The sequence below is a fragment of the Caldisphaera sp. genome, assembly GCF_049974385.1.
Classification (GTDB): Archaea; Thermoproteota; Thermoprotei_A; order Sulfolobales; family Acidilobaceae; genus Caldisphaera.
The window spans coordinates 1-19,559 of the sequence record NZ_JBMFIW010000001.1 but is presented as its reverse complement, the minus strand read 5'-3'; the positions used below and the strand labels follow the sequence as shown (position 1 = coordinate 19,559).

The window sequence follows — 19,559 nt, the reverse complement described above, 5'->3', positions numbered from 1 at the left end:
AAATTATTAAGGTTTAGATAATTTTATCAAGATCATCAGAATTTATTATATTAGCATTATAAACCTTTTTATAATATACTTCCCAGTTTTTATCTATTCTTGCTGCTACAGCATCTCTAATTACATATATTTTATATCCTCTAAAGAAAGCATCGGCGGCAGTGTGCCTAACACAAATATCAGCATCTAAGCCTGCTAGAAAAACTGTGTCAATATTGTTTGTCCTTAATAGGTAATCTAAAGGTGTGTTATAAAAAGCGCTATATACATGCTTCTCTAATACATAATCATTTTTTTCTGGCTCTATTTCTTTATATACTTTTGCGCCATCAGTTCCTTTCATAGCGTGTGGTCCCCATAAGGAGATTTCGAAATCATTATAATAATGTGAATCATTAACATAAAATATTGGATAATTCTTTTTCCTAAAAACATCAATAGCTTTTTTTGTTGGTTTAACTGTTAATATTGCTTCATCTGTTTTCAAAATACCTGAAATGAAATCGTTCAACATATCAATTATTACAAGAGCCGGTTTCATATAATCACCAATAAAAACAGTTGTTCTCTAAGTTAATATATTTTTATAAATACAATTAAGAATTCATTATATAAGATTCCTTATTTTATCTATAATATCGCTTAAATTAACATTAATTCTTTCATTAGTTTTGGTATTGTATATTGTTACACTTTTTGTTTCTTCTTCTTTTTTACCAATGAAAATAAATAAAGGTATGTTTAATTTATTTGCTTTTTTTCTTTGCTGATCTTCTTTACTTCTATTCAAATCTATTTTAACGTTATATCCATTAGATCTTAAAAGATTTGCAACATTCCATGCATACCTAAACGCATCTTGTCCGATAAATATTAATTGTATATCAGTATAAGTTTTCTTATCAAGGTTATAAATTCCTAATTCCAAACCAGCATCAATTATTCTTTCTATTCCAATACTTCCTCCAGTTGCTGGTAATTGTTTTCCTGAAAAAATGCCTGCTAAATTATCATATCTACCTCCTCCAGAAATGCTACCAATTTTAGGTTCTTTTAATACGACCTCATAAATTGGACCAGTATAATAATCCAAACCTCTAACTAAACTTAGATCAACAACAACTTTATCTTTATTATTAACCAATTCCAGCATTTCGTTTAAATGATTATACGCATTTTTTACCAAAACATTTTTACCAAAACTTTTATCTATATTTTCTAGTATTTCATCCGGTTTACCTTTCATGTTAATTAGACTAACAATTTTTTCTACAACATCTTTATTAAGTTTTTCGCTTAACTCTTTTCTAACGTTATCTATGCCTATCTTGTCTAGCTTATCAATAATTCTATAAATAGTTAATGGAGATTTTATATTGAGTTCTTGCTCAAATATTCCTGATAGAAGTCTTCTGTCGTTTATTTTTACTTCAAATCCTGACTCGAAGCCAAGAGATTTTACAGCGTCAATAATTAAATTAATCATTTCTGCATCTGCCTCAGGATAAGGAGATCCGACAATATCTGCATCACATTGATAAAACTCTCTATACCTTCCTTTTTGAGGCTCTTCATGTCTCCAGACAGGGCCTATTTGATATCTTTTAAATGGCATTTGAATATCAAGATGAGATGATATAAATCTAGCTAATGGTACCGTTAAATCATATCTTAAAGCATAATCCTTATCACTCCACGGATCTTTAAAACGCCATATTAATCTGTTTTCTGCCTCTTCTCCATATTTTCCAGATAAAGTCTCCCAATATTCAACAGCTGGAGTATCTAATGGGTCGAATCCGTATCTTTTAAAGACATTTTCTAACCTCGATATTAAATTTTTCCTTAGTATCATTATTTCTGGAGGAAAGTCCCTAAAGCCTCTTGGCGGTTTAAACTCTTTTGACATTTTTATCCCCTTTATCTTGTTAAATTTCTAAATAAATTTCTTTATTAGGTATTTCAGCTCTAATTTCACAAACATTATTTATTTTTATATTATTTTTTATATAGATTAATAAATCCTCAAAAGTACCCTCATTCCCAACTATTTCCCATAATTTTTTTCTGTCTAATCTTTTTAGAAATGTTGATAGTAAATTTTGTAAATTTTCTATGTCAATAATTGGATTGTTATCTAAAACTTTATCGCAAACACATAGGGTTAATTTTATATCATGACCATGAACATCATAACCCATACTACTGATTTTCATAGCTACACTTATATTATCAGATACGCATAGTTTCCATCTCAAGTCAAATCCTATTTTTAATGCAGCTGTATAATATTTAATCTTTTTATTAACAATAAAATTAAATTTATTATTAATAATTATAAAGTGTTAATTTAACATAAAGAGTTAAAAATTGAGATAAATGATAAATTCGTAGGGAGATATAAAATGCTTAAAAATAACTTTATCCAAGAAATTTATGAAAATCATCAAAACTATTTAAATAAAGATATTAAGATATGCGGATGGGTAAGCAATATTAGAGACCTTGGTGGTGTTAAATTTGTACTATTAAGAGATAGAACAGGTGTTTTACAGCTTGTTTTTAAAAAAGGCATAACGCCTGAAGAAGAAATTGAGAAATCAAAGGAATTAATTAAGGAATCAATTATATGCATTGAAGGGATTTTGACTGAGGGTAAGTCATCATTAAAATATGAGGTGCAAGTTAAAAAATTAAATATTTTAAACAAGCCGTTTGAACCAATACCATTAGATCCTGATAGCAGTACTGATGCACAATTTAATGTTAGGCTTGATTATAGATGGCTTGATGTTAGGAACAGAAAGGTGTCTGCAATATTTATCTTTGAATCCTGGGTAGCAAAGACTTTTAGGGAATATCTAACAGATAACGGTTTTGTTGAGATATTTACTCCAAAAATTGTTGCAACAGGTACAGAAGGAGGAGCTGAAGTTTTCCCAGTTATCTATTTTGGTAAAGAAGCTTATTTAGCTCAAAGCCCTCAATTTTATAAGCAATTAGCTGTTATATCTGGATTAGAAAGGGTTTTTGAAATCGGTCCAGTATTTAGAGCTGAAGCACATCATACTGTGAGGCACTTATCAGAATTCCATGGGCTTGATATGGAGATGGGTTATATAAGTAGCGTTGAAGATGTTATAAATACTGTTGAAGGATTCTTTAAGAGGATGTCAGAAAAAGCTTTAAGCGATAAATACCTTAAACCTGTTAGAGAATTCTTCAACTTAGAAGTGTTGATACCAGAAAGGATACCTAGAATACCTATAAGGGAAGCTTATAAAATACTAGAAAATTATTATGGAAAACACCTAGAAATAGGTGATGATCTAGATACCGAATCAGAAAAGCTTTTAGGAGAGTATGTTAAAAAGGAATTTAATAGTGATTTTGTTTTTGTAACTGAATATCCATGGAAAGTAAGGCCATTTTATACTATGAGAAAGCAAGAGGACAATCAATGGACTTATGGATTTGATCTATTATTCAAGGGGCTAGAAGTAGCAACTGGAAGTCAGAGAGAACATAGATATGATGTGCTAGTTAAAAACTTGAAAGACAAAGGATTAGATGAAAAGAGATTTAAGTTCTATTTGGACTTCTTCAAAGATGGAACTCCGCCTCATGGAGGAGTAGGACTTGGGCTTGAAAGAATAGTAAAGCAATTTTTAAACCTTGATAATGTAAGAGAAGCGAGGCTTTTACCGAGGGATACTGAAAGAATCACACCATAAGTGGTATAAATGTATTTAATATGGTTTTCTTTGTTAGCAATACTTTTATTTGGTATTAGTATTGAATTCCTATTTAAAAAAGATTTCAAGTATTTAATTTTAATTTGGGTTTCATTATCAATATTTTTCCTTCTATTGCTCTATTTAAATTATGGTTTTCACAGTTCTTATCTATATTTAGTATCTTATTTGTTAGAGGTTTCGCTTAGTTTAGACAATATCCTTGTTTTCTTACTTATATTTAAACAATTTTCCATATCTTTTGAATTTCAAGAGAGAGCTATAGCTATAGGAAGTTATTCTGCTTTAATATTTAGGTTCTTTTTCGTTTTTGCAGGTATAAAATTAATTGATATATTTAGCTTTGGTTCTATTTTATTATCATTAATTGTTTTATTTAGCGCTTATGAATTAGGCAAAAATGAAATAAGAAATGAAAATGAAGAATCTAGGTTTGTATTATTTTTAAAGAAAAGATTTAAAGATGAATTATTAAATGAAAAATTTTCCTTCTTTATTAGAAAGAATGGTAAAATTTATCCTACTAAATATTTTTTGGTTATTTTGGCAATTGAGGTTACTGATTTAATATTTGCCTTTGATTCAATTCCAGCGATAGTCCTGTTAACAAGAAATGAAATAATAGCTTATTCCTCAACTATATTTGGAACAATGATTATTAGGTCTATATATTTTAATGTAAACAAATCTCTGATAAATTTAAAGCATATAGATGGTTTTCTTGCCATTGGTTTGAGCTATATTGGTATCAGTTCTTTGATAAATAGCATAAGCAAATTTCTGGATATCAATATTTTTATTCCAGAATATATTTCAATCATTGTTATAATATTTATTATAGTTTTAGCTTTATTATACTCATTTTTGTTAAATAAAAAGGAAGATAAAAATGATGAGAAAAGTTTTAATAGTTGATGGGTATAATGATGAGCCTGGAGGCCTAGGAGTACCTCCATATATAGATGTTTATCCCAGATATATATCAGGTGCTATATGGAGTGTTGATAATGATATTAAAATAAAATATGTAACAATAGATCAGCTAAGAAATACCCAGTTAACTAATTATAATGATTATGATTTAGCTATATTTTCCGCGGGTGTAGTAGTCCCAGGCAAATACATCGGAGGAAAACCTATAACCGGTGAAGAACTTTTATTATATGCTAAAATTTTAAATAAACCCTTTAAGGTACTTGTTGGTCCAGCGGCAAAGTGGGGAATAGGTCAAATAGGAGGTAAAGATGCAATAAGTCCATCAGTATTTAAAAAAGCGGGTTTTGATGTACTAGTAATTGGTGATCCTGAAATTTATTTTTATGAATTTTTTAAAGATGGGGAAAGCAACGCATCTCCCTATAAAATAAGGGAGAATTATGATGATGTTGATAAGTTTGCTGCTTTAGGAGCAAGAATAATAAAGCAACACCCCAATTACGGTAAAAACCTTATTGTTGAATTGGAAACATATAGAGGATGCTCTAGGTGGATATCTGGCGGTTGTAGCTTCTGTGTAGAGCCATTAAGAGGAAAACCTATACAAAGAAAAGTAGAAGGTATAGTTAAAGAAGTAAAGGCATTATATGATAATGGGGCAAGATCTTTTAGATTAGGGAGGCAAGCCGATATCCTTGTCTATGGATCAGAAAGGATAGGAGAAGATGAATGGCCTATTCCTAACTCAAATGAATTAGGAAGGTTGTTTTATGGAATTAGGTCTAACGCTCCTAATTTATACGTATTGCATATAGATAATGTAAATCCTGGTACTATATCTAGGTACCCAAAAGAATCTATGGATGCGTTAAATATAATAATAAAATATCACACCCCGGGGGATGTGGCTGCGTTTGGTATCGAATCTTTAGATCCAAAGGTAATAAAGATAAACAACTTAAAGGTAACATTCGATGAAGCTATTAAGTCCATAGAAATTGTTAATTCTGTTGGTTCATCTAGAGGCTATAATGGTTTGCCAGAATTGCTTCCAGGTATTAATTTCATATTAGGTTTACCTGGAGAAACAAAAGAGACCTATAGATATAATAAAGAGTTTTTAGAAGAAATAATTAAAAGGAAATTAATGGTTAGAAGGGTAAATGTAAGAAAATTGCTTGCATTAGAAAACACAAAGGCATATAGAATTGATCATGGAATAAGAAAAAAGAACGAAGGCATATCTAAGTCTTTTATTCACTATATTAGAGATCAATTTGATCCTTATATGCTATCTTTAGTTGCCCCTCAAGGAACAATATTAAAGGATTTATGGGTAGAAGAATGTGATAAAGGTTTTTGCTATGCAAGGCAAGTAGGAAGCTATCCTTTAATGGTCGTTATAAAAGGAGATTATTCAAGATTAAGCTATATAAATGAAGTAAAAGTACTAGGAGTCCATTCATCTAGGGCAATAAGAGGAGAAGTTATATCTAAAAACTTTGAATTTTTATAAATATAAATTAATTTATTTTATAAAAATTTTTATATATTATCTAAAGATCATTATATAATATATATATTTAAATATTATTTATAGATTTATATATTGGTGTGAAAATGTCTAAGAAAAATCAAAAAGAAACAAAAATGGTAAGAAGAGTCCAGGTAACGGGAGGATCAACATATATAATTTCTATACCAAAAGAATGGGCTGATGAATTAGGTATAGATAAAGGGTTAGAAGTTGTTATGGAATTAACAAGAGATAATGCATTAAAAATTTATTCATCCAAACATAAAGAAAAACCTATGGAGATTCAGAAGGAGATTTATATAAATGAAAATTTATTAGATTCTGCTATTATTATGGAGGTAATCTCGGCTTATTTAGCAGGATATACTTCGATAAAACTAGTATTTTCACCTTTAATGTTAAACAGAGTATATCAAATAATGAATAATGTGAGAAATAAAGTAGTTGGGCTTGAAGTTTTAGAAGAAAGCGAGAACAGCGTAACGCTGCGTGTTGTTGTAGATTTGAGTTCAATACCTACAACTCTTGCAATAGAAAATATGAGGAAGACATTTAAGTCTATGCTAGAGGATTTTGGAAATGCAATAAAAAATAGGGATATAGAGATCTTTAATAGCATAATAAAAAGAGATGATGTAATGGATAAACTTTATTTATATATCTATAAGCAAATCAATCTTGCACTTCAGGAAACTGTTAAGCTTGAGGATCTAGGCATTTATAACTCGACTGAAGCGATTAATCTTTATACAACTATAAAAAGCATTGAAAGGATTGCAGATCACATAGTTTTTATGTCTACATGGATGATAGAAAATATAAATGATATCCAAATACCAGATATGCTTGATAATCTTATAAATGATGTATCAAAAGAAGTTATATCTATAGTTGATAATATAGGAACAAGCCAAAATGCTAATGAATTGCTAAATGTATATTCTAGAATTCATGAATTAATTGATAAGGAACTTGAATTAATCAAATCATTAAAGGGGTCTAAGCAATTTTATGAAATCTATCCAATACTCGATGGATTAAGAAGGGCTATGGCATATTCAATAGATGTAATTGAGGCTCAAGTCGGACTAAATATGGAAAGAGAGATCAATGGGAACAAAAAATATAATAAGATGCATTATTAAGACACAAAAAGTGGGCAGACTTGAGTAAAAAATGTGATAAAGATATAATAAATGAATTATTGGATCTATCGAGAATTAATTTTACTGAAGAAGAGCTTGAAAAGCTTTGTAAGGATATTGATGAAATTAGAAGCTTATTAAATCAAGTCTCATCATTGGGCTCACTTAATGTTAAGCCTCTTTATAACGTTTGGGATAGCGAATTGAATCCACCATATAGTGTGAATATAGAAAAAGTAAACATATACGATTTAATACCAAATGAAAGGGTTGCCCAAAATAAAATTAAAATACCATGGAGAGGAGAATAATGAAAGAAACTGCTGTTTCTATATTAGAAAACATAAGAAAAGGAAGCTTAGAAATGGAAGATTATGTTTTTAAAAAATTGGAATTGATTAGGAAAAAAGATAATATTATAAATGCATATATATCAATTGATTCTGAAGATTTTATTTTAGATAGGATAAGTGAAATAAAGAGAAATATTGCATCTGACAAGAAAATGAAGATACCAGGTTTAGTTGTTAGCATTAAGGATAACATTTCAACTAATTTTTTACCAACAACTGCTGGCTCTAAGATATTGGAAAACTACATTCCTCCATATAATGCAACAGTTGTTGAAAAAATATTAGAAGAAGGGGGGATTATAATAGGAAAAACTAACTTAGATGAATTCGCAATGGGTTCTACAACAGAGTTCAGCGCGTATGGTTTAACAAGAAATCCATGGGATATAACAAGGGTTCCTGGGGGTAGTAGTGGTGGAAGCGCTGCTAGCCTAGCTTATGGGAGTTGTGACCTTTCATTAGGGAGCGATACTGGGGGGTCCGTAAGATTACCTGCATCATATACTGCTACCGTTGGATTAAAACCTACTTATGGAACTGTGAGTAGATATGGGTTAATTCCATATGCTAATAGTTTGGAGCAAATAAGCCCTATGGCAAGAAGCGTAAAAGATTTAGCTTTAATTTGGGATGTGATAAAAGGTTATGATGAAAAAGATGCAACTAGTGTTAATAATAATTACAAAAGTAATAGTAAATTTAAAATTTGCATCCCCAAAGAATTTATAGAAGATTCGGAACCTCCTATAAGATCAACTATTTATAAGTTACTGGAAAAAATAGAAAATGAGGGAGTAGCTATTGAATACGAAAATAAATTTGAAAATTTAAAATACGCTCTACCCGCTTATTATACTATAGCTTTTGCAGAAGCTGCAAGCAATTTAGCTAGATATGATGGAAAACTATATCCAATTTCTTCTGAAGGTTTGAGCTATAAAGAAATGAGTGAGAATACAAGAAGATATTATTTCGGATTTGAAGTTAAGAAAAGAATCTTAATGGGGGTATTGGCATTAAGTGAAGGTTTCATAAATGATTATTATATTGCTGCTACAAAGGGAAGAAGAATTATAAGAGACGAGATTTTAAATATGACAAAAAATTGTATTGTTGCTAGTTCTGTTTCACCCATATTACCTCCTAAAATAGGCGAAAGAATTAAAGATCCATTAAAATTATATGCAATGGATATCTACACAGTTGTTGCAAACTTAGCAGGTGTTCCAGCATTAGCTATGCCTGCAGGTTTTTACAATAATTTACCTATAGGGATTCAATTTATGGCTGGTCCATTTGAAGAGGAAAAATTGATATCTCTAGGATCTTTGGTTGAAGAAATAACGGGTTTATACAATTTGATAGCAGGCGATTAAAATGAAATATAAAATAGGACTTGAAATACATACTCAATTAAGTGAAGCAGGAACAAAGCTATTTTGTGATTGTGATTCAAATTACAGAAAATATGAGCCAAACACAAATGTTTGCCCGGTTTGTTTAGGATTACCTGGAGCACTTCCAGTTCCAAGAAGAAATCCATTAAAGTTAGCTCTATTAGTTTCAAAATCATTTAACTGCGAAATACCTGAATTTATGGTGTTTACTAGAAAACACTATTTTTATCCAGATTTGCCTAAAAATTACCAAATAACTCAATATGAAAAGGCAGGAGGTATACCAGTTTGTTTAAAAGGTATTTTGAAGTATTTTGATTCAGATCACCTGACATGGAAAAGCGTTACGTTAAGAAGGATGAACATAGAGGAGGATCCAGGAAAAACTGAATATAGTGGAGGCAATATTTTGTTAAGTGAATATGCTTATTTAGATTATAATAGAAGCGGGGTTCCGCTATTGGAGGTTGTAACAGAACCTGAAATACCTACGCCAAGAGATGCAAGAAAAGCTGTTGAATACCTTTTATTAACTATGGAATATATTGGTGCAATTAATCCAAGGTTAGAAGGATCTTTTAGAGTGGATGCAAATGTAAGTGTTGAAGGAGGGGAAAGGGTAGAAGTTAAGAACATAGGTAGTACATTAGATTTAGAAAAGGCATTAAAATATGAAATTTTCAGACAAAGTAAAATAGTTGAAGAAGGAGGTAAAATAAAAAGAGAGACAAGACATTGGGATTCAATAAGAGGAGTAACAAAGCCTTTGAGGAGTAAGGAAACAGAAGAAGAGTACTTGTATTTTCCAGACCCAGATATACCCTCAATAAAGACCGAGCCATTATTAAAAGAAGCATTATCTGGTAATTTTATGACTCCAGAGAACTTTATGAATAGAATAACTATGTATGGTGTATCCCAAAGAATAGCTTGGAGTTTAATAACCGTTAAACCTGCGGCAGAGCTATTTTTAGAATCAGTTAGGATTGGTTCAGATCCAAAGATAACGGCAAGAATCTTGGCTATAGATTATAAAGGTTTATTGAAAAAATCTGGCAAAAATATTTATGAAAAAAGTAATTGGCCAAACACGCAGATATTGAAACTTTTGAGCACTCTGGTTTCCAATAAATTATACACATACGACGAATTAAAATATAATATATTACCAAAATTGCTTGAAAATGGTAATGATATGAACTTAGTTTTACCAGAAAAAGTAGAACCTACGAATTTAATAATTTCAGTAATAAATGAAGAGAAAAAAGCAGTAGAAGACTTCATTTCAGGTAAGAGGGAGGCATTGGATTATTTAGTAGGAAAAGTTTTAAAGAAGGCTAAAGGGAAAGCAATAGATCCGAAAACAATAAGAAAAATGATAGAAATAACATTAACTAAACATTAGCTACTTTTTCTTAATTAATGGGAATTCTGAAATTTTTGCTTCTCCTGACCTACCTTTACCATCGCTTATTGTAATAGGCTCTCCTACAATTGAATATCTAGTATCTATATATCCCATCCCTATTCCTTTTTCTAAAATAGGGCTATATGTTCCGCTTGTTACCCAACCTACTTCTATATCATCAATTAATATTTTGTATCCATGCCTTGGTATAAAGCGGGCAAAACTTTTCTTCATTTCAATTCCTATTCTAATCCATCTTAAACCTTCTTTACGGCATGATCTAAGACTTTCCTCTCCAATATATCCAGTTTTTTCCCAATCTATTGCACCCATGCCATATTTTAAACTTAATGCACATGGGTATTTTAATGGATCTTCTCCATATTCATTTCCTCCTAAAACAAATCCCATTTCAATTCTTAATGTATCTCTTGCAGCTATTCCTATGGGCTTAACGCCTTCTTTTAATATGTAATTGTATAATTTTTCAGCATCCTTAGGAGTTGCCCATATTTCAAAACCGTCTTCTCCTGTCCATCCGCTCCTACTTATAAGAAAAACGTTTGAGTCTCTTATATTTTCATTTAATCTAAATTCTAATGGTTTTAAGGTAGATGTCCACGATGCACCAAGTTTATCCATAATATTTTGGCTTTCAGGGCCTTGTAATGCTAATAGGACATAATCAAATGTTAAATCCTTTATTTCAACATTATATTTATTTTTTTCAGAAATTTGCTTAAAATGACTTATCATTCTTTCTCTTGTTGCTGCATTTGGCACTGCCAACCATTCTTCATCATTAATTTTATACCACATTTCATCATCAATAACCCTTGCATACTCGTTTAATGCAAGAGTTGGTCCACTCATGAAATTCTCTTTTGTTTTAGATATTTTCTTTGTAAAAGCTTTTTCCAATAAATTTAAAGAATCCTTTCCTGTTATTTTAAGTCTTCCCATATGGCTTATATCAAAAATACCAACAGATTTTCTTACAGCCACATGTTCTTCCATAGTAGAACTGTATATCATAGGTACGTTCCAACCAGCAAATTCACCAAAGCTAGCATTTAATTTTTGGTGAAGATCATGTAAAGGTACATTATACATAAAATCACCGCTTGTTTAAAATTTAATAAAATCTTTGCCAAAAGCTGCGCATATTGGACATCTATTTGGAGGTTCCTTAGCAATTAGTGTATGCCCACAAACAGGACAAATCCATATAAATCCATCAATAGGCATATCCTTCCCTTCATCAACATATTTTTTTGCCTCCATAAATAGTTTAGCATGTATTTTTTCAGCCTCTAATGCATATCTAAATGAAATTTCAGCCTCTTTATCTTTTTGGAATTTAGCCATTTCAATATATGTTGGATACATTTCGTTTACTTCAAACTCTTCACCCATTATTGCAAGCTCTAGATTTTTAGATGTGTTTCCAGGTCCAAACGGTGCATCAGCAACTACTTTTTTACCTTCCTTTAATTTGCCTAATCTTTGGAAATGATTTCTAGCGTGTACTTGTTCGGCAAATGCAATAGCTCTAAATAATCTTGCAACATTTTTAAATCCTTCTTTTTCAGCAATATCAGCGAAAATCAAGTACCTCATATGTGCCATAGATTCTCCTCCATAACTAGATTCTAATGCTCCTTCTGTCATAGCAGGATGATCTGATTGCGACAACATTCTCACCTTTTATTATATTGTCTTTAGTATATTAATAAGTTTTAAGGTTAGTATTAGTTGAGCTATTCGTTTAGCTGTTATTCATCTTTACTTAGTTAAGAATTTCATATTTCATCAGCCTAGGTCTAGGTGAATGTAAAATTTTTATAAAAAATCATAAATATGATGTTTATTAGTCCCTTTTAGAAAAACTTTTTCTCTTTAAACCTTTACAAGCTAAAAAAGTTTAAAAGTTAACATATGTAAATTTAATCGATTTACTCATTTCATCTATTTTTCTCCAATCGCTATAGCTCAATCTCCAGCCTACACTACCTGCGTTTTCAATTGCTTGTTCTCTGCTCTTTGCCCCAGGTATTGGAACGATGTTTTTGCTATAAGATAACAGCCAATTTAATGCTACTTGAGATGGAGTTTTATTATACTTTCTAGCAATTTCCTTAATAAGATCAGCTAGTTTTATTATTTGTTTATAATTTTCAGGGAAAAATACTGCATCATTTCTTCTTACATCCTTGAAATTATTTATCTCATCTAAGCTGTATTTTCCTAATATAGCTGCTTTTGCTAACGGGCTCCATGCAAGCATTGTCATTTCAGAAGACTCAACGTATGGTATAATTTCCTTTTCTGCTTGTCTTTCAACCAAATTATATCTTATTTCCATTATTTGTAGGTCGTTTTTAGATAAGCAATACCTAGCGGATTCAGCAAGTTCAGGTGGATAATCACTCAATCCCAGATATCTTATTTTTCCTAATTCAACAAGTCTTTCAAACGCCTTCATATATTCGCATGTTGGATGATTATGCCAAACTGGTGGCCAGTGCGCTAACAACGCATCTATATAATCAGTTTGTAATCTTTCAAGAGATCTATCTACCGCTTTAAATACATCGTCATACGATAGGAATTCTCCAGGAATTTTCGTAACTATGAAAACACTACTTCTCTCAATATTAAGCTCCTTTAAAGCCTTTCCTAAAAATGACTCGCTCATACCTCTGCCGTATATCATGGCAGTATCAATTAAATTTATGCCAAGCTCTATTGAGGATGATACTACTTGTTTAGCAATGTTATATTCTGTAACCCCCCATGCATCACTAAACTGCCATGCACCTAAACCAATTTTAGAAATTTTTTCATTAGTTTTTCCTAAAGTTGTAAACTCCAATTCATTTCACCATAAATAAGTTAAATATAGAAAATTTAAGCATATGTATAGAAACAAAACTATTAGTGAGGTTTATGTTTAAAGAAGAGAATTTAAAGAGACTTAAAACAATCACAGATGAATACATAAAAAAAGCTTATATGCTAGATGAGTTCGTTAACAGAAGTTTAAGATCAATGAGATGGGAAGGCATAGGAATTCTTATGGTTTTGGACGCATCATTTACTAGTGTTGGCTTAAATTATTTTAACTCTGTCATACCTGCAGTTATTGAATTCAAAGAGAAATTTTATGATACAAATGAGATAAGATCATTTAATGATATTATTAACTATGATATCGAAAAGCTAAGAAGTGTTTGGAAAAATGAAAGATCTTGGAAGGCAGCAAAAGGAATATCAAGAGTTTTATCTTTTTATAATGGAAACACAGACAGAGAAAAACTTAGAAATTGGGCCTCTTCAAATAGTTTAGATAATTTTAAGCGTGAAGATTTAAGTAAAGTAAAGGGTATAGGTATTATTACTTATCAATATTTAAGAATCATGGGGGGTATTGATACATTAATGCCTGATAAAATAGTCATAAAGTTAGTTAATGAGTTGACAAGTAAATCAGGTATAATATTAAAAAGCTCGCATAAAGATTACATAAATTATATTAAGGAAACTGAGAATATTTTTAGGCTTATTGGTGTTGAGCCAATTAAAATAACTTGGATGTCATGGCTAATAGATTCTGAAGCAAGAAAAATATTATCTGGAAAATTTAACTCTGTTTTGCATCTTATTTGAAATTATGATTGTGAAAATATAAATTAAAACTTTTGTGTATTAAAGCTATAAAGTAATTGGGGGACAGCGATGGAAAACAAAATTAAAATAAAATATTTAGGGTATTTAACTGATCTATCTGGAAAACAATATGAAGAGAGAGAAGTAAATGGAGAAGAAACCATTGAAGACTTATTGCCATTTTTAAAAAAGCTTAGAAGCGATGATTATATAATTGTTGTTAATGGGAGAGGAGCAGATTTAAAGAGTAAAGTTAAGGGAGGAGATATCATAGTTTTATTGCCTCAAACTGGGGGAGGGTAATTTTAAATAATAAAGAACATGTTTGATAAAGATTTTTAATAAATTCAATAATCGATAAAATTATTCTTATCAACATTTTTAAAAATCCATTTTAAACTTAAAATTAAAGAACTAATTATCAATATCAATATAATAACAATTAAACTAATTAAATAATAGTTCATTTTAATCACCGGAGACCCTATTCATTAAATAGCGGAGCTAATTTATATACTAAATCCCTATGTTAAGACTTCAGATTTTTAAATGAAGAAAATAAAATGACAATATAAGAAAAATGTTATTTACAAGCAAAGTAAAGAAAGATAAACAAAATATTCATATTATACGGAATTTGGATACTTTAGCTTAATATTGCATATAATTTAAATATTGGTGTATCTATATAATAAAAACAACTTCCTAGATTAGATTTATGGTTTTAACCTAAGAGAGGTGTATACAATTAGGATAAGAAATTTATATTGTGAAAATTCCTAGAAATTCTAGAACACTTTCAATTAAGTTGTTCACATTTTAGCTTGAGATTAATCTAGCGCCAGTTTGGCTTATCTTTATTCTGCTAGCCCATTTAACGCAACATTTTACTCTATCGATTATATTTTCAATCTTGTTCGATGGTGCCAGTATTATTACAGATCCTCCTCTACCTGCTCCCGTTAATTTAGCTCCTATAGCTCCCGCAAGTCTGCTTCTATAGATAATTTCTTCTAATTCTATTGATGAGACTCCAATAGAATTTAAAAGGCCTTGGTTTATGTTCATAAGAGTTCCTAAAGTTTCATAATCTCCATTACTTATTGCTTCATTACCTAAATCAATAATTTTATCCGCTGCATCATAAATTAATGATAATGCAGGCCATAATTTTTCGGATAATATTAAAACATCTCTAACAGGAACTGAAGTGCTTCTTTTTATACCAGAATCAGCTATTATTAAAGAATATTTATCTGAAAAGAGAGTGTTTAGTCTTGAAATTATGCCCACGTCTTTTTTGAAAATTAATATGCCGCCATAAGTCACTGCTGCACTATCAACACCACTTGGGTTTCCATGAGTTACTTTTTCTGCCTCATTAGAAAGTGTAAATAATTCTTTATCGTTAAGTTTGTATCCTAACATATTTGCGTATGACAAGCTAAATGCGGCAGCGCTTGCAGCGCTTGACCCTAAACCAGCTGACATAGGTATTTCGCTAGATATCCTTGCTTTAAAGCCTGAAAGCTGAAAGCCCCATGATTTTAATATACTTAAAATTTTAGCAAACGGTTCTAGCTCTTTTGAACCAATTACTTTAAGATCTGCAGTAATTTTACCTCTTATTTCGGTTCCTTCACTAATAATTTCTGAAGGCCAGCTTGATTCTTCTATTTCAACCTTTGCATATAAATCTATTGCAGCAACAAGGGCCTTAGATCCTCTAACCACAAAGTGTTCTCCAAACAATATTACCTTTCCAGGTGATATCGATATAGATTTAGTCACCGTTATCGCCTTTCCATGGTGGAACTATTATTGGCTCATCTTGAACGTAGGTCTTGCCCAATTTTAAAGCTATTTCAGCTTTTGACAATTCATATCCTAAGTATGCAGCATGATCTGGAGTTATATTAATTCTTTTAACTAATTCCCTTGCTATGCTCATAGAATGCTTTCCTTCTAATGCTGCCAATATCTCATTGTTTCTCTTATATAAAACTTTTATTTTTTTCATATTATAATCAACTGTAATTTGTATGTAATCATTAAAATTATAGTTAGGAGGTATATAGTTTACTTCATCATATTTCACCTGATCACTTATACTTATTGGCTTATCCCCTTGCTTTATTACTAATAGTTTGCTGAATAAGCCTCTAGGACTCGATTTTAATGAATAAGCAGTTTCTGCAATTCTAATTGCTTCTTTTGCCTCAGATACCCCTCTTATTGATTTATATGTCTCTTCAACAACCAAGTAAAGAGATGCACCTAATTCTATTGATATCATAGCTAGTAATCCATGTACTCCTATAGTATCTGCCTCGATTTCTTCTGTTGCATCTGCTGCTGAGAATAATATTGGTGCATTTAGACTTTTAGCAATATTTATATATCTTTTCATGCTATTAACAAAATCAATACCAGGTATACCTAATACTGGATCTACTATAACTTTGTAACCTTTATTAATTAAATCGTTTCCAATTCTTTTAAGTTTTTTTATATTTCTGTCTCCTATAATTATTGCTAAATCTTTTGGTATATCGTCTATATTTTCTTGTATAAAATTAGTAGAAGCACTAATGCCTACAATTCCTAGATCTTGATGGCTCTTTAATAGAGAAATATCGTTTAGTTCAACAATAACTGGAGCATACTTATTAGCTATCTTGATTTTTTCCATTATAGTTTCAGGATTAAGGTCGTTTTTTGAACCAACTATGAGGAGTTTAGCACCATCATTAACAAATCTTTTTGCCATCTCATCAACTTCTTCAATCTTCACATCAGGATGTATTTCGGCTATTATTATTGTGGGAGGTCCTCTTAATGGAATATCTATGTTATTTATTTTAAAAGCTGTTTTATAAATTATTTTCGGGATAATCGATCCCATAACTTCATCAGCACTTTTAATTTTGTCTAATTTACCTCCATTGTATATGAAATCAAGAGCATAAGGTAATATACCTAAAGACTTTGGTCCTTTATAAGTTTCTACATTGGTCGTTTTTTCTATTATTTCTGCATTACCTCTTACTAATCCAGGAATTATTATTAAGTTATAGTCTTTCAGCTTATTTAATAAATAGGTTCTCTTAAGTATTATTTTTGATATTATATTAGTATCCAATATAGATATTACTGGAACTGGTAAGGCAATTATATCAATATCGTAGTTATTTTTATTGTCATTTTTAATTACGTCCTTAACCAATTCTTCTGCAGTCGTGCTTGTTAATATTGCAATTTTCATTTTCTTTCCCTTCTGGATAGCCTATCCAGTTCTTTGTTTATTATAGAGTCTAATAAAAATTACTTATTAATATAATTAAATGCTAAAATATATAACATTTTAATAACTAATTTTCTACATTTTTATAATAAATGTTTATTTACTTATAAATGCAATTAATATTTGGTGTCTTGATTGAAAGCTGCTGTAGTTAATAGGCCTTTTGGCCTTGATAATCTCTCTGTAATTGATGTTCCAGACGCTCATATATCAGATGACGAAGTTAAAATAAGGGTTGCATATGCAGGAATTAATCCTGTTGATTATTATATAATAAGCGGATTAAATAATGTTAATCCTGTTCCTCATATACCTGGTTCTGAATTTGGCGGTTATGTTGAGGAAATAGGTTCAAAGGTTAAAAATCTAAATAAAGGAGATAGGGTAATAGTATATCCTAGGGTTTTTGATGGTACGTGTGATTTATGTATATCAGGCAAAGAATATCTTTGCAGAAATGGAGGAATAGTTGGAGGAATAACAAACGGTGGATTTGCAGAATACGCGGTTGTTAAATATCAAAATGTAATGAAGATACCAAATAACGTTAGTTGGGAGAAAGGAGTAAGTTTGCCGATAGCTGGATTAACAGCCTTTCATGCACTAATAGAGTCTGGTATTCAACCGGATGATACTGTTGTTGTTGTAGGCGCATCAGGAAATACAGGTCAATTTGCTGTTCAATTAGCCAAAAAGATGGGAGCTAAAGTTATAGCAATTTCATCAAAACCTTGGGTTAAGGAGTTAGGGGCAGATGAAGTAGTAAATATGAATCAAGCCTTAAATGCCCTACAAAGAGTAAATGGTGGAAGGCTTGCAGACGTTGTTATAGACTCAATTGGATCCAAAACTGTAGGTAGAAGCATTAAGCTTTTAGATACTGGAGGTAAATTCGTGACTTTTGGTGCATTAACTGGTCAAACAGCTAGTATGATTATAAGTGAAATATATTCTAGGGAAATTAAAATAATTGGTGTAACTGGAGGTACAAGAAGAGAGCTTTCAAGATTAATAGATTTAGCCAGTAGAAATGAAGTCAGACCAATAATATGGAAAGTATTTAGTTTATTAGATATAAAAGCAGCTATAAGTTCTTTGTTTTCTAGAGAAAGAAATGGTAGGATCTTGGTAAAGGTTTCAGGATAATTAATTTATTAATTTTTGTATAGATAGTTCGAATCCGCAAATTTTCTTAGATCCTTAGATTTTTTAAATATTATTTATAGAATTAAAAATGAAGCTGGAAAATATGATTTCAAAGAGATTAATCAAAAGTCCGTGTGTTGTTGAGTAGGCTATGTTATTGTTATTTATGTTATTTATAAGTTCATTTATTTCATCGTATTGATTATTAAAATATTATGAGGTGGATTTGTTTTATTTATATTCATGATTTTTTATGAAATTTTTATGCGTTAATATCTTCTGATATTCTATGCTAAAATATTTATTCATGTACAGAGTTTATCATATTCATACCAAATAACAATATTTATGCTTATTTTAATAACGTTAACTAAGAGCTTTTCTATACCCTTATATGTAGCAGCTGGTTTCGACTCATTCATGTATGCATTAATAGGATATAGCGCTTTATGGCATATAAGGCATGAGCCTACTAATATTTCGTTTAGAATAAAAGGGGGATCGATAATTTATTTAATAATTACCATAATGTTTACCTTAATAGGTATCTTACTTTTATTAACAACACCACCCGAAGTAGCTATTATAATAGTTCTAGGTATCTTACTTTTAATTATATATGCAAGGTTAAAAGTTAAAAGATTATAATTTTTCTTTATGTAATTGTGATATTTTGAAATATCATATTTTACATATAAATATTTTAACATAAAAATATAAGCTTTATTTTAACATAAGAATACAGAGACCATGTGTGATATTATAGTATCTACGCCGTCGTCAACAGTTTCCGATAAACCGTGAAGTTTATAATACTTGTATACACATTTAATTATGGTACTGAACGATGCTGAGGCCTAAGGAAGTATGCCAACGCTTAGGAATATCATACCGTACGTTACAGAGCTA

General features: G+C 30.4%; 19 protein-coding genes. 11 read left to right on the top strand and 8 right to left on the bottom strand.

Annotated elements, in window-relative coordinates; all coding sequences use genetic code 11:
• Window positions 1–13: 13 nt before the first annotated feature.
• The 3 genes from ACP5GV_RS00095 to ACP5GV_RS00085 form a co-directional block, all read right to left on the bottom strand.
• Window positions 14–541, bottom strand: a complete 528-nt coding sequence (locus ACP5GV_RS00095; RefSeq protein ID WP_428069359.1) for a cysteine hydrolase family protein — start codon at window positions 539–541, stop codon at window positions 14–16.
• A 66-nt stretch (window positions 542–607) separates the two neighbouring features.
• Window positions 608–1,909, bottom strand: coding sequence for a histidine--tRNA ligase (hisS, locus tag ACP5GV_RS00090; RefSeq protein ID WP_428069361.1), 1,302 nt, complete (start codon window positions 1,907–1,909; stop codon window positions 608–610).
• 19 nt (window positions 1,910–1,928) lie between these two features.
• Window positions 1,929–2,258 carry a hypothetical protein gene (locus ACP5GV_RS00085; RefSeq protein ID WP_428069363.1) on the bottom strand — a complete coding sequence of 110 codons (330 nt, stop codon included), beginning with the start codon at window positions 2,256–2,258 and terminating at the stop codon, window positions 1,929–1,931.
• A 147-nt stretch (window positions 2,259–2,405) separates the two neighbouring features.
• Between ACP5GV_RS00085 and aspS the strand changes: the two genes are divergently transcribed.
• From aspS to gatB, 7 genes are all read left to right on the top strand, one after another.
• Window positions 2,406–3,734 (top strand): aspartate--tRNA ligase, encoded by a 1,329-nt coding sequence (aspS, locus tag ACP5GV_RS00080; RefSeq protein ID WP_428069365.1) that lies wholly within the window; start codon window positions 2,406–2,408, stop codon window positions 3,732–3,734.
• A 9-nt stretch (window positions 3,735–3,743) separates the two neighbouring features.
• On the top strand, window positions 3,744–4,670 hold the full coding sequence (locus tag ACP5GV_RS00075; RefSeq protein ID WP_428101588.1) for a TerC family protein: 927 nt from the start codon (window positions 3,744–3,746) through the stop codon (window positions 4,668–4,670).
• Window positions 4,645–6,207 carry a radical SAM protein gene (locus tag ACP5GV_RS00070; RefSeq protein ID WP_428101586.1) on the top strand — a complete coding sequence of 521 codons (1,563 nt, stop codon included), beginning with the start codon at window positions 4,645–4,647 and terminating at the stop codon, window positions 6,205–6,207. The genes ACP5GV_RS00075 and ACP5GV_RS00070 overlap by 26 nt, the downstream gene beginning before the upstream one ends.
• Window positions 6,208–6,311: 104 nt before the next feature.
• The gene (locus ACP5GV_RS00065; RefSeq protein WP_428101584.1) at window positions 6,312–7,373 is read left to right on the top strand and encodes a phosphate signaling complex PhoU family protein; all 1,062 of its coding nucleotides are present in this window, start codon (window positions 6,312–6,314) and stop codon (window positions 7,371–7,373) included.
• A 20-nt stretch (window positions 7,374–7,393) separates the two neighbouring features.
• The gene (locus tag ACP5GV_RS00060) at window positions 7,394–7,684 is read left to right on the top strand and encodes an Asp-tRNA(Asn)/Glu-tRNA(Gln) amidotransferase subunit GatC (RefSeq protein WP_428069371.1); all 291 of its coding nucleotides are present in this window, start codon (window positions 7,394–7,396) and stop codon (window positions 7,682–7,684) included.
• A complete protein-coding gene (gene gatA, locus ACP5GV_RS00055) occupies window positions 7,684–9,102 on the top strand; it encodes an Asp-tRNA(Asn)/Glu-tRNA(Gln) amidotransferase subunit GatA (protein ID WP_428101582.1) in 1,419 nt (472 codons plus the stop codon). Before ACP5GV_RS00060 ends, gatA begins: the two co-directional genes overlap by 1 nt.
• 1 nt (window position 9,103) lies before the next feature.
• Complete coding sequence (gene gatB / locus ACP5GV_RS00050; protein ID WP_428089402.1) at window positions 9,104–10,528, top strand: Asp-tRNA(Asn)/Glu-tRNA(Gln) amidotransferase subunit GatB; 1,425 nt, start codon at window positions 9,104–9,106, stop codon at window positions 10,526–10,528.
• Here the strand turns inward: gatB and gcvT are convergent, their stop codons facing one another.
• From gcvT to ACP5GV_RS00035, 3 genes are all read right to left on the bottom strand, one after another.
• Window positions 10,529–11,644: a glycine cleavage system aminomethyltransferase GcvT gene (gene gcvT / locus ACP5GV_RS00045; RefSeq protein ID WP_428101580.1), complete on the bottom strand. Its 1,116-nt coding sequence runs from the start codon at window positions 11,642–11,644 to the stop codon at window positions 10,529–10,531. It abuts the gene before it with no gap.
• A gap of 15 nt (window positions 11,645–11,659) precedes the next feature.
• Window positions 11,660–12,229 carry a rubrerythrin family protein gene (locus ACP5GV_RS00040; RefSeq protein WP_367117914.1) on the bottom strand — a complete coding sequence of 190 codons (570 nt, stop codon included), beginning with the start codon at window positions 12,227–12,229 and terminating at the stop codon, window positions 11,660–11,662.
• 226 nt (window positions 12,230–12,455) lie between these two features.
• Window positions 12,456–13,406 carry an aldo/keto reductase gene (locus ACP5GV_RS00035; protein WP_428101576.1) on the bottom strand — a complete coding sequence of 317 codons (951 nt, stop codon included), beginning with the start codon at window positions 13,404–13,406 and terminating at the stop codon, window positions 12,456–12,458.
• A 74-nt stretch (window positions 13,407–13,480) separates the two neighbouring features.
• On the opposite strand from ACP5GV_RS00035, the gene ACP5GV_RS00030 reads away from it, so the two are divergent.
• Both ACP5GV_RS00030 and ACP5GV_RS00025 read left to right on the top strand, forming a co-directional pair.
• Complete coding sequence (locus tag ACP5GV_RS00030) at window positions 13,481–14,200, top strand: hypothetical protein (protein ID WP_428069381.1); 720 nt, start codon at window positions 13,481–13,483, stop codon at window positions 14,198–14,200.
• Window positions 14,201–14,269: 69 nt separating this feature from the next.
• Complete coding sequence (locus ACP5GV_RS00025) at window positions 14,270–14,503, top strand: MoaD/ThiS family protein (protein ID WP_292320247.1); 234 nt, start codon at window positions 14,270–14,272, stop codon at window positions 14,501–14,503.
• Window positions 14,504–15,019: 516 nt separating this feature from the next.
• Here ACP5GV_RS00025 and mvk read toward each other — a convergent pair.
• Entirely contained in the window at window positions 15,020–15,991 is a 972-nt protein-coding gene (mvk, locus tag ACP5GV_RS00020) for a mevalonate kinase (protein ID WP_428101574.1), read from the bottom strand.
• The gene (locus ACP5GV_RS00015) at window positions 15,984–17,465 is read right to left on the bottom strand and encodes a dihydropteroate synthase-like protein (protein WP_428089407.1); all 1,482 of its coding nucleotides are present in this window, start codon (window positions 17,463–17,465) and stop codon (window positions 15,984–15,986) included. The genes mvk and ACP5GV_RS00015 overlap by 8 nt, the downstream gene beginning before the upstream one ends.
• Window positions 17,466–17,639: 174 nt before the next feature.
• On the opposite strand from ACP5GV_RS00015, the gene ACP5GV_RS00010 reads away from it, so the two are divergent.
• Both ACP5GV_RS00010 and ACP5GV_RS00005 read left to right on the top strand, forming a co-directional pair.
• Window positions 17,640–18,650 (top strand): alcohol dehydrogenase catalytic domain-containing protein, encoded by a 1,011-nt coding sequence (locus ACP5GV_RS00010; protein WP_428101571.1) that lies wholly within the window; start codon window positions 17,640–17,642, stop codon window positions 18,648–18,650.
• Window positions 18,651–18,998: 348 nt separating this feature from the next.
• Window positions 18,999–19,298: a hypothetical protein gene (locus ACP5GV_RS00005; protein ID WP_428101569.1), complete on the top strand. Its 300-nt coding sequence runs from the start codon at window positions 18,999–19,001 to the stop codon at window positions 19,296–19,298.
• Window positions 19,299–19,559: the final 261 nt, after the last annotated feature.

Bases quoted from the DNA above. Each gene is read 5' to 3' on its own strand.
- ACP5GV_RS00070 (WP_428101586.1), top strand. From the start codon at position 4,645: ATGATGAGAAAAGTTTTAATAGTTGATGGGTATAATGATGAGCCTGGA.
- ACP5GV_RS00075 (WP_428101588.1), top strand. From the start codon at position 3,744: ATGTATTTAATATGGTTTTCTTTGTTAGCAATACTTTTATTTGGTATT.
- gatB (WP_428089402.1), top strand. From the start codon at position 9,104: ATGAAATATAAAATAGGACTTGAAATACATACTCAATTAAGTGAAGCA.
- gatA (WP_428101582.1), top strand. From the start codon at position 7,684: ATGAAAGAAACTGCTGTTTCTATATTAGAAAACATAAGAAAAGGAAGC.
- ACP5GV_RS00005 (WP_428101569.1), top strand. From the start codon at position 18,999: ATGCTTATTTTAATAACGTTAACTAAGAGCTTTTCTATACCCTTATAT.
- ACP5GV_RS00015 (WP_428089407.1), bottom strand. From the start codon at position 17,465: ATGAAAATTGCAATATTAACAAGCACGACTGCAGAAGAATTGGTTAAG.
- ACP5GV_RS00065 (WP_428101584.1), top strand. From the start codon at position 6,312: ATGTCTAAGAAAAATCAAAAAGAAACAAAAATGGTAAGAAGAGTCCAG.
- ACP5GV_RS00030 (WP_428069381.1), top strand. From the start codon at position 13,481: ATGTTTAAAGAAGAGAATTTAAAGAGACTTAAAACAATCACAGATGAA.
- ACP5GV_RS00095 (WP_428069359.1), bottom strand. From the start codon at position 541: ATGAAACCGGCTCTTGTAATAATTGATATGTTGAACGATTTCATTTCA.
- ACP5GV_RS00025 (WP_292320247.1), top strand. From the start codon at position 14,270: ATGGAAAACAAAATTAAAATAAAATATTTAGGGTATTTAACTGATCTA.
- hisS (WP_428069361.1), bottom strand. From the start codon at position 1,909: ATGTCAAAAGAGTTTAAACCGCCAAGAGGCTTTAGGGACTTTCCTCCA.
- aspS (WP_428069365.1), top strand. From the start codon at position 2,406: ATGCTTAAAAATAACTTTATCCAAGAAATTTATGAAAATCATCAAAAC.
- ACP5GV_RS00040 (WP_367117914.1), bottom strand. From the start codon at position 12,229: ATGTTGTCGCAATCAGATCATCCTGCTATGACAGAAGGAGCATTAGAA.
- gcvT (WP_428101580.1), bottom strand. From the start codon at position 11,644: ATGTATAATGTACCTTTACATGATCTTCACCAAAAATTAAATGCTAGC.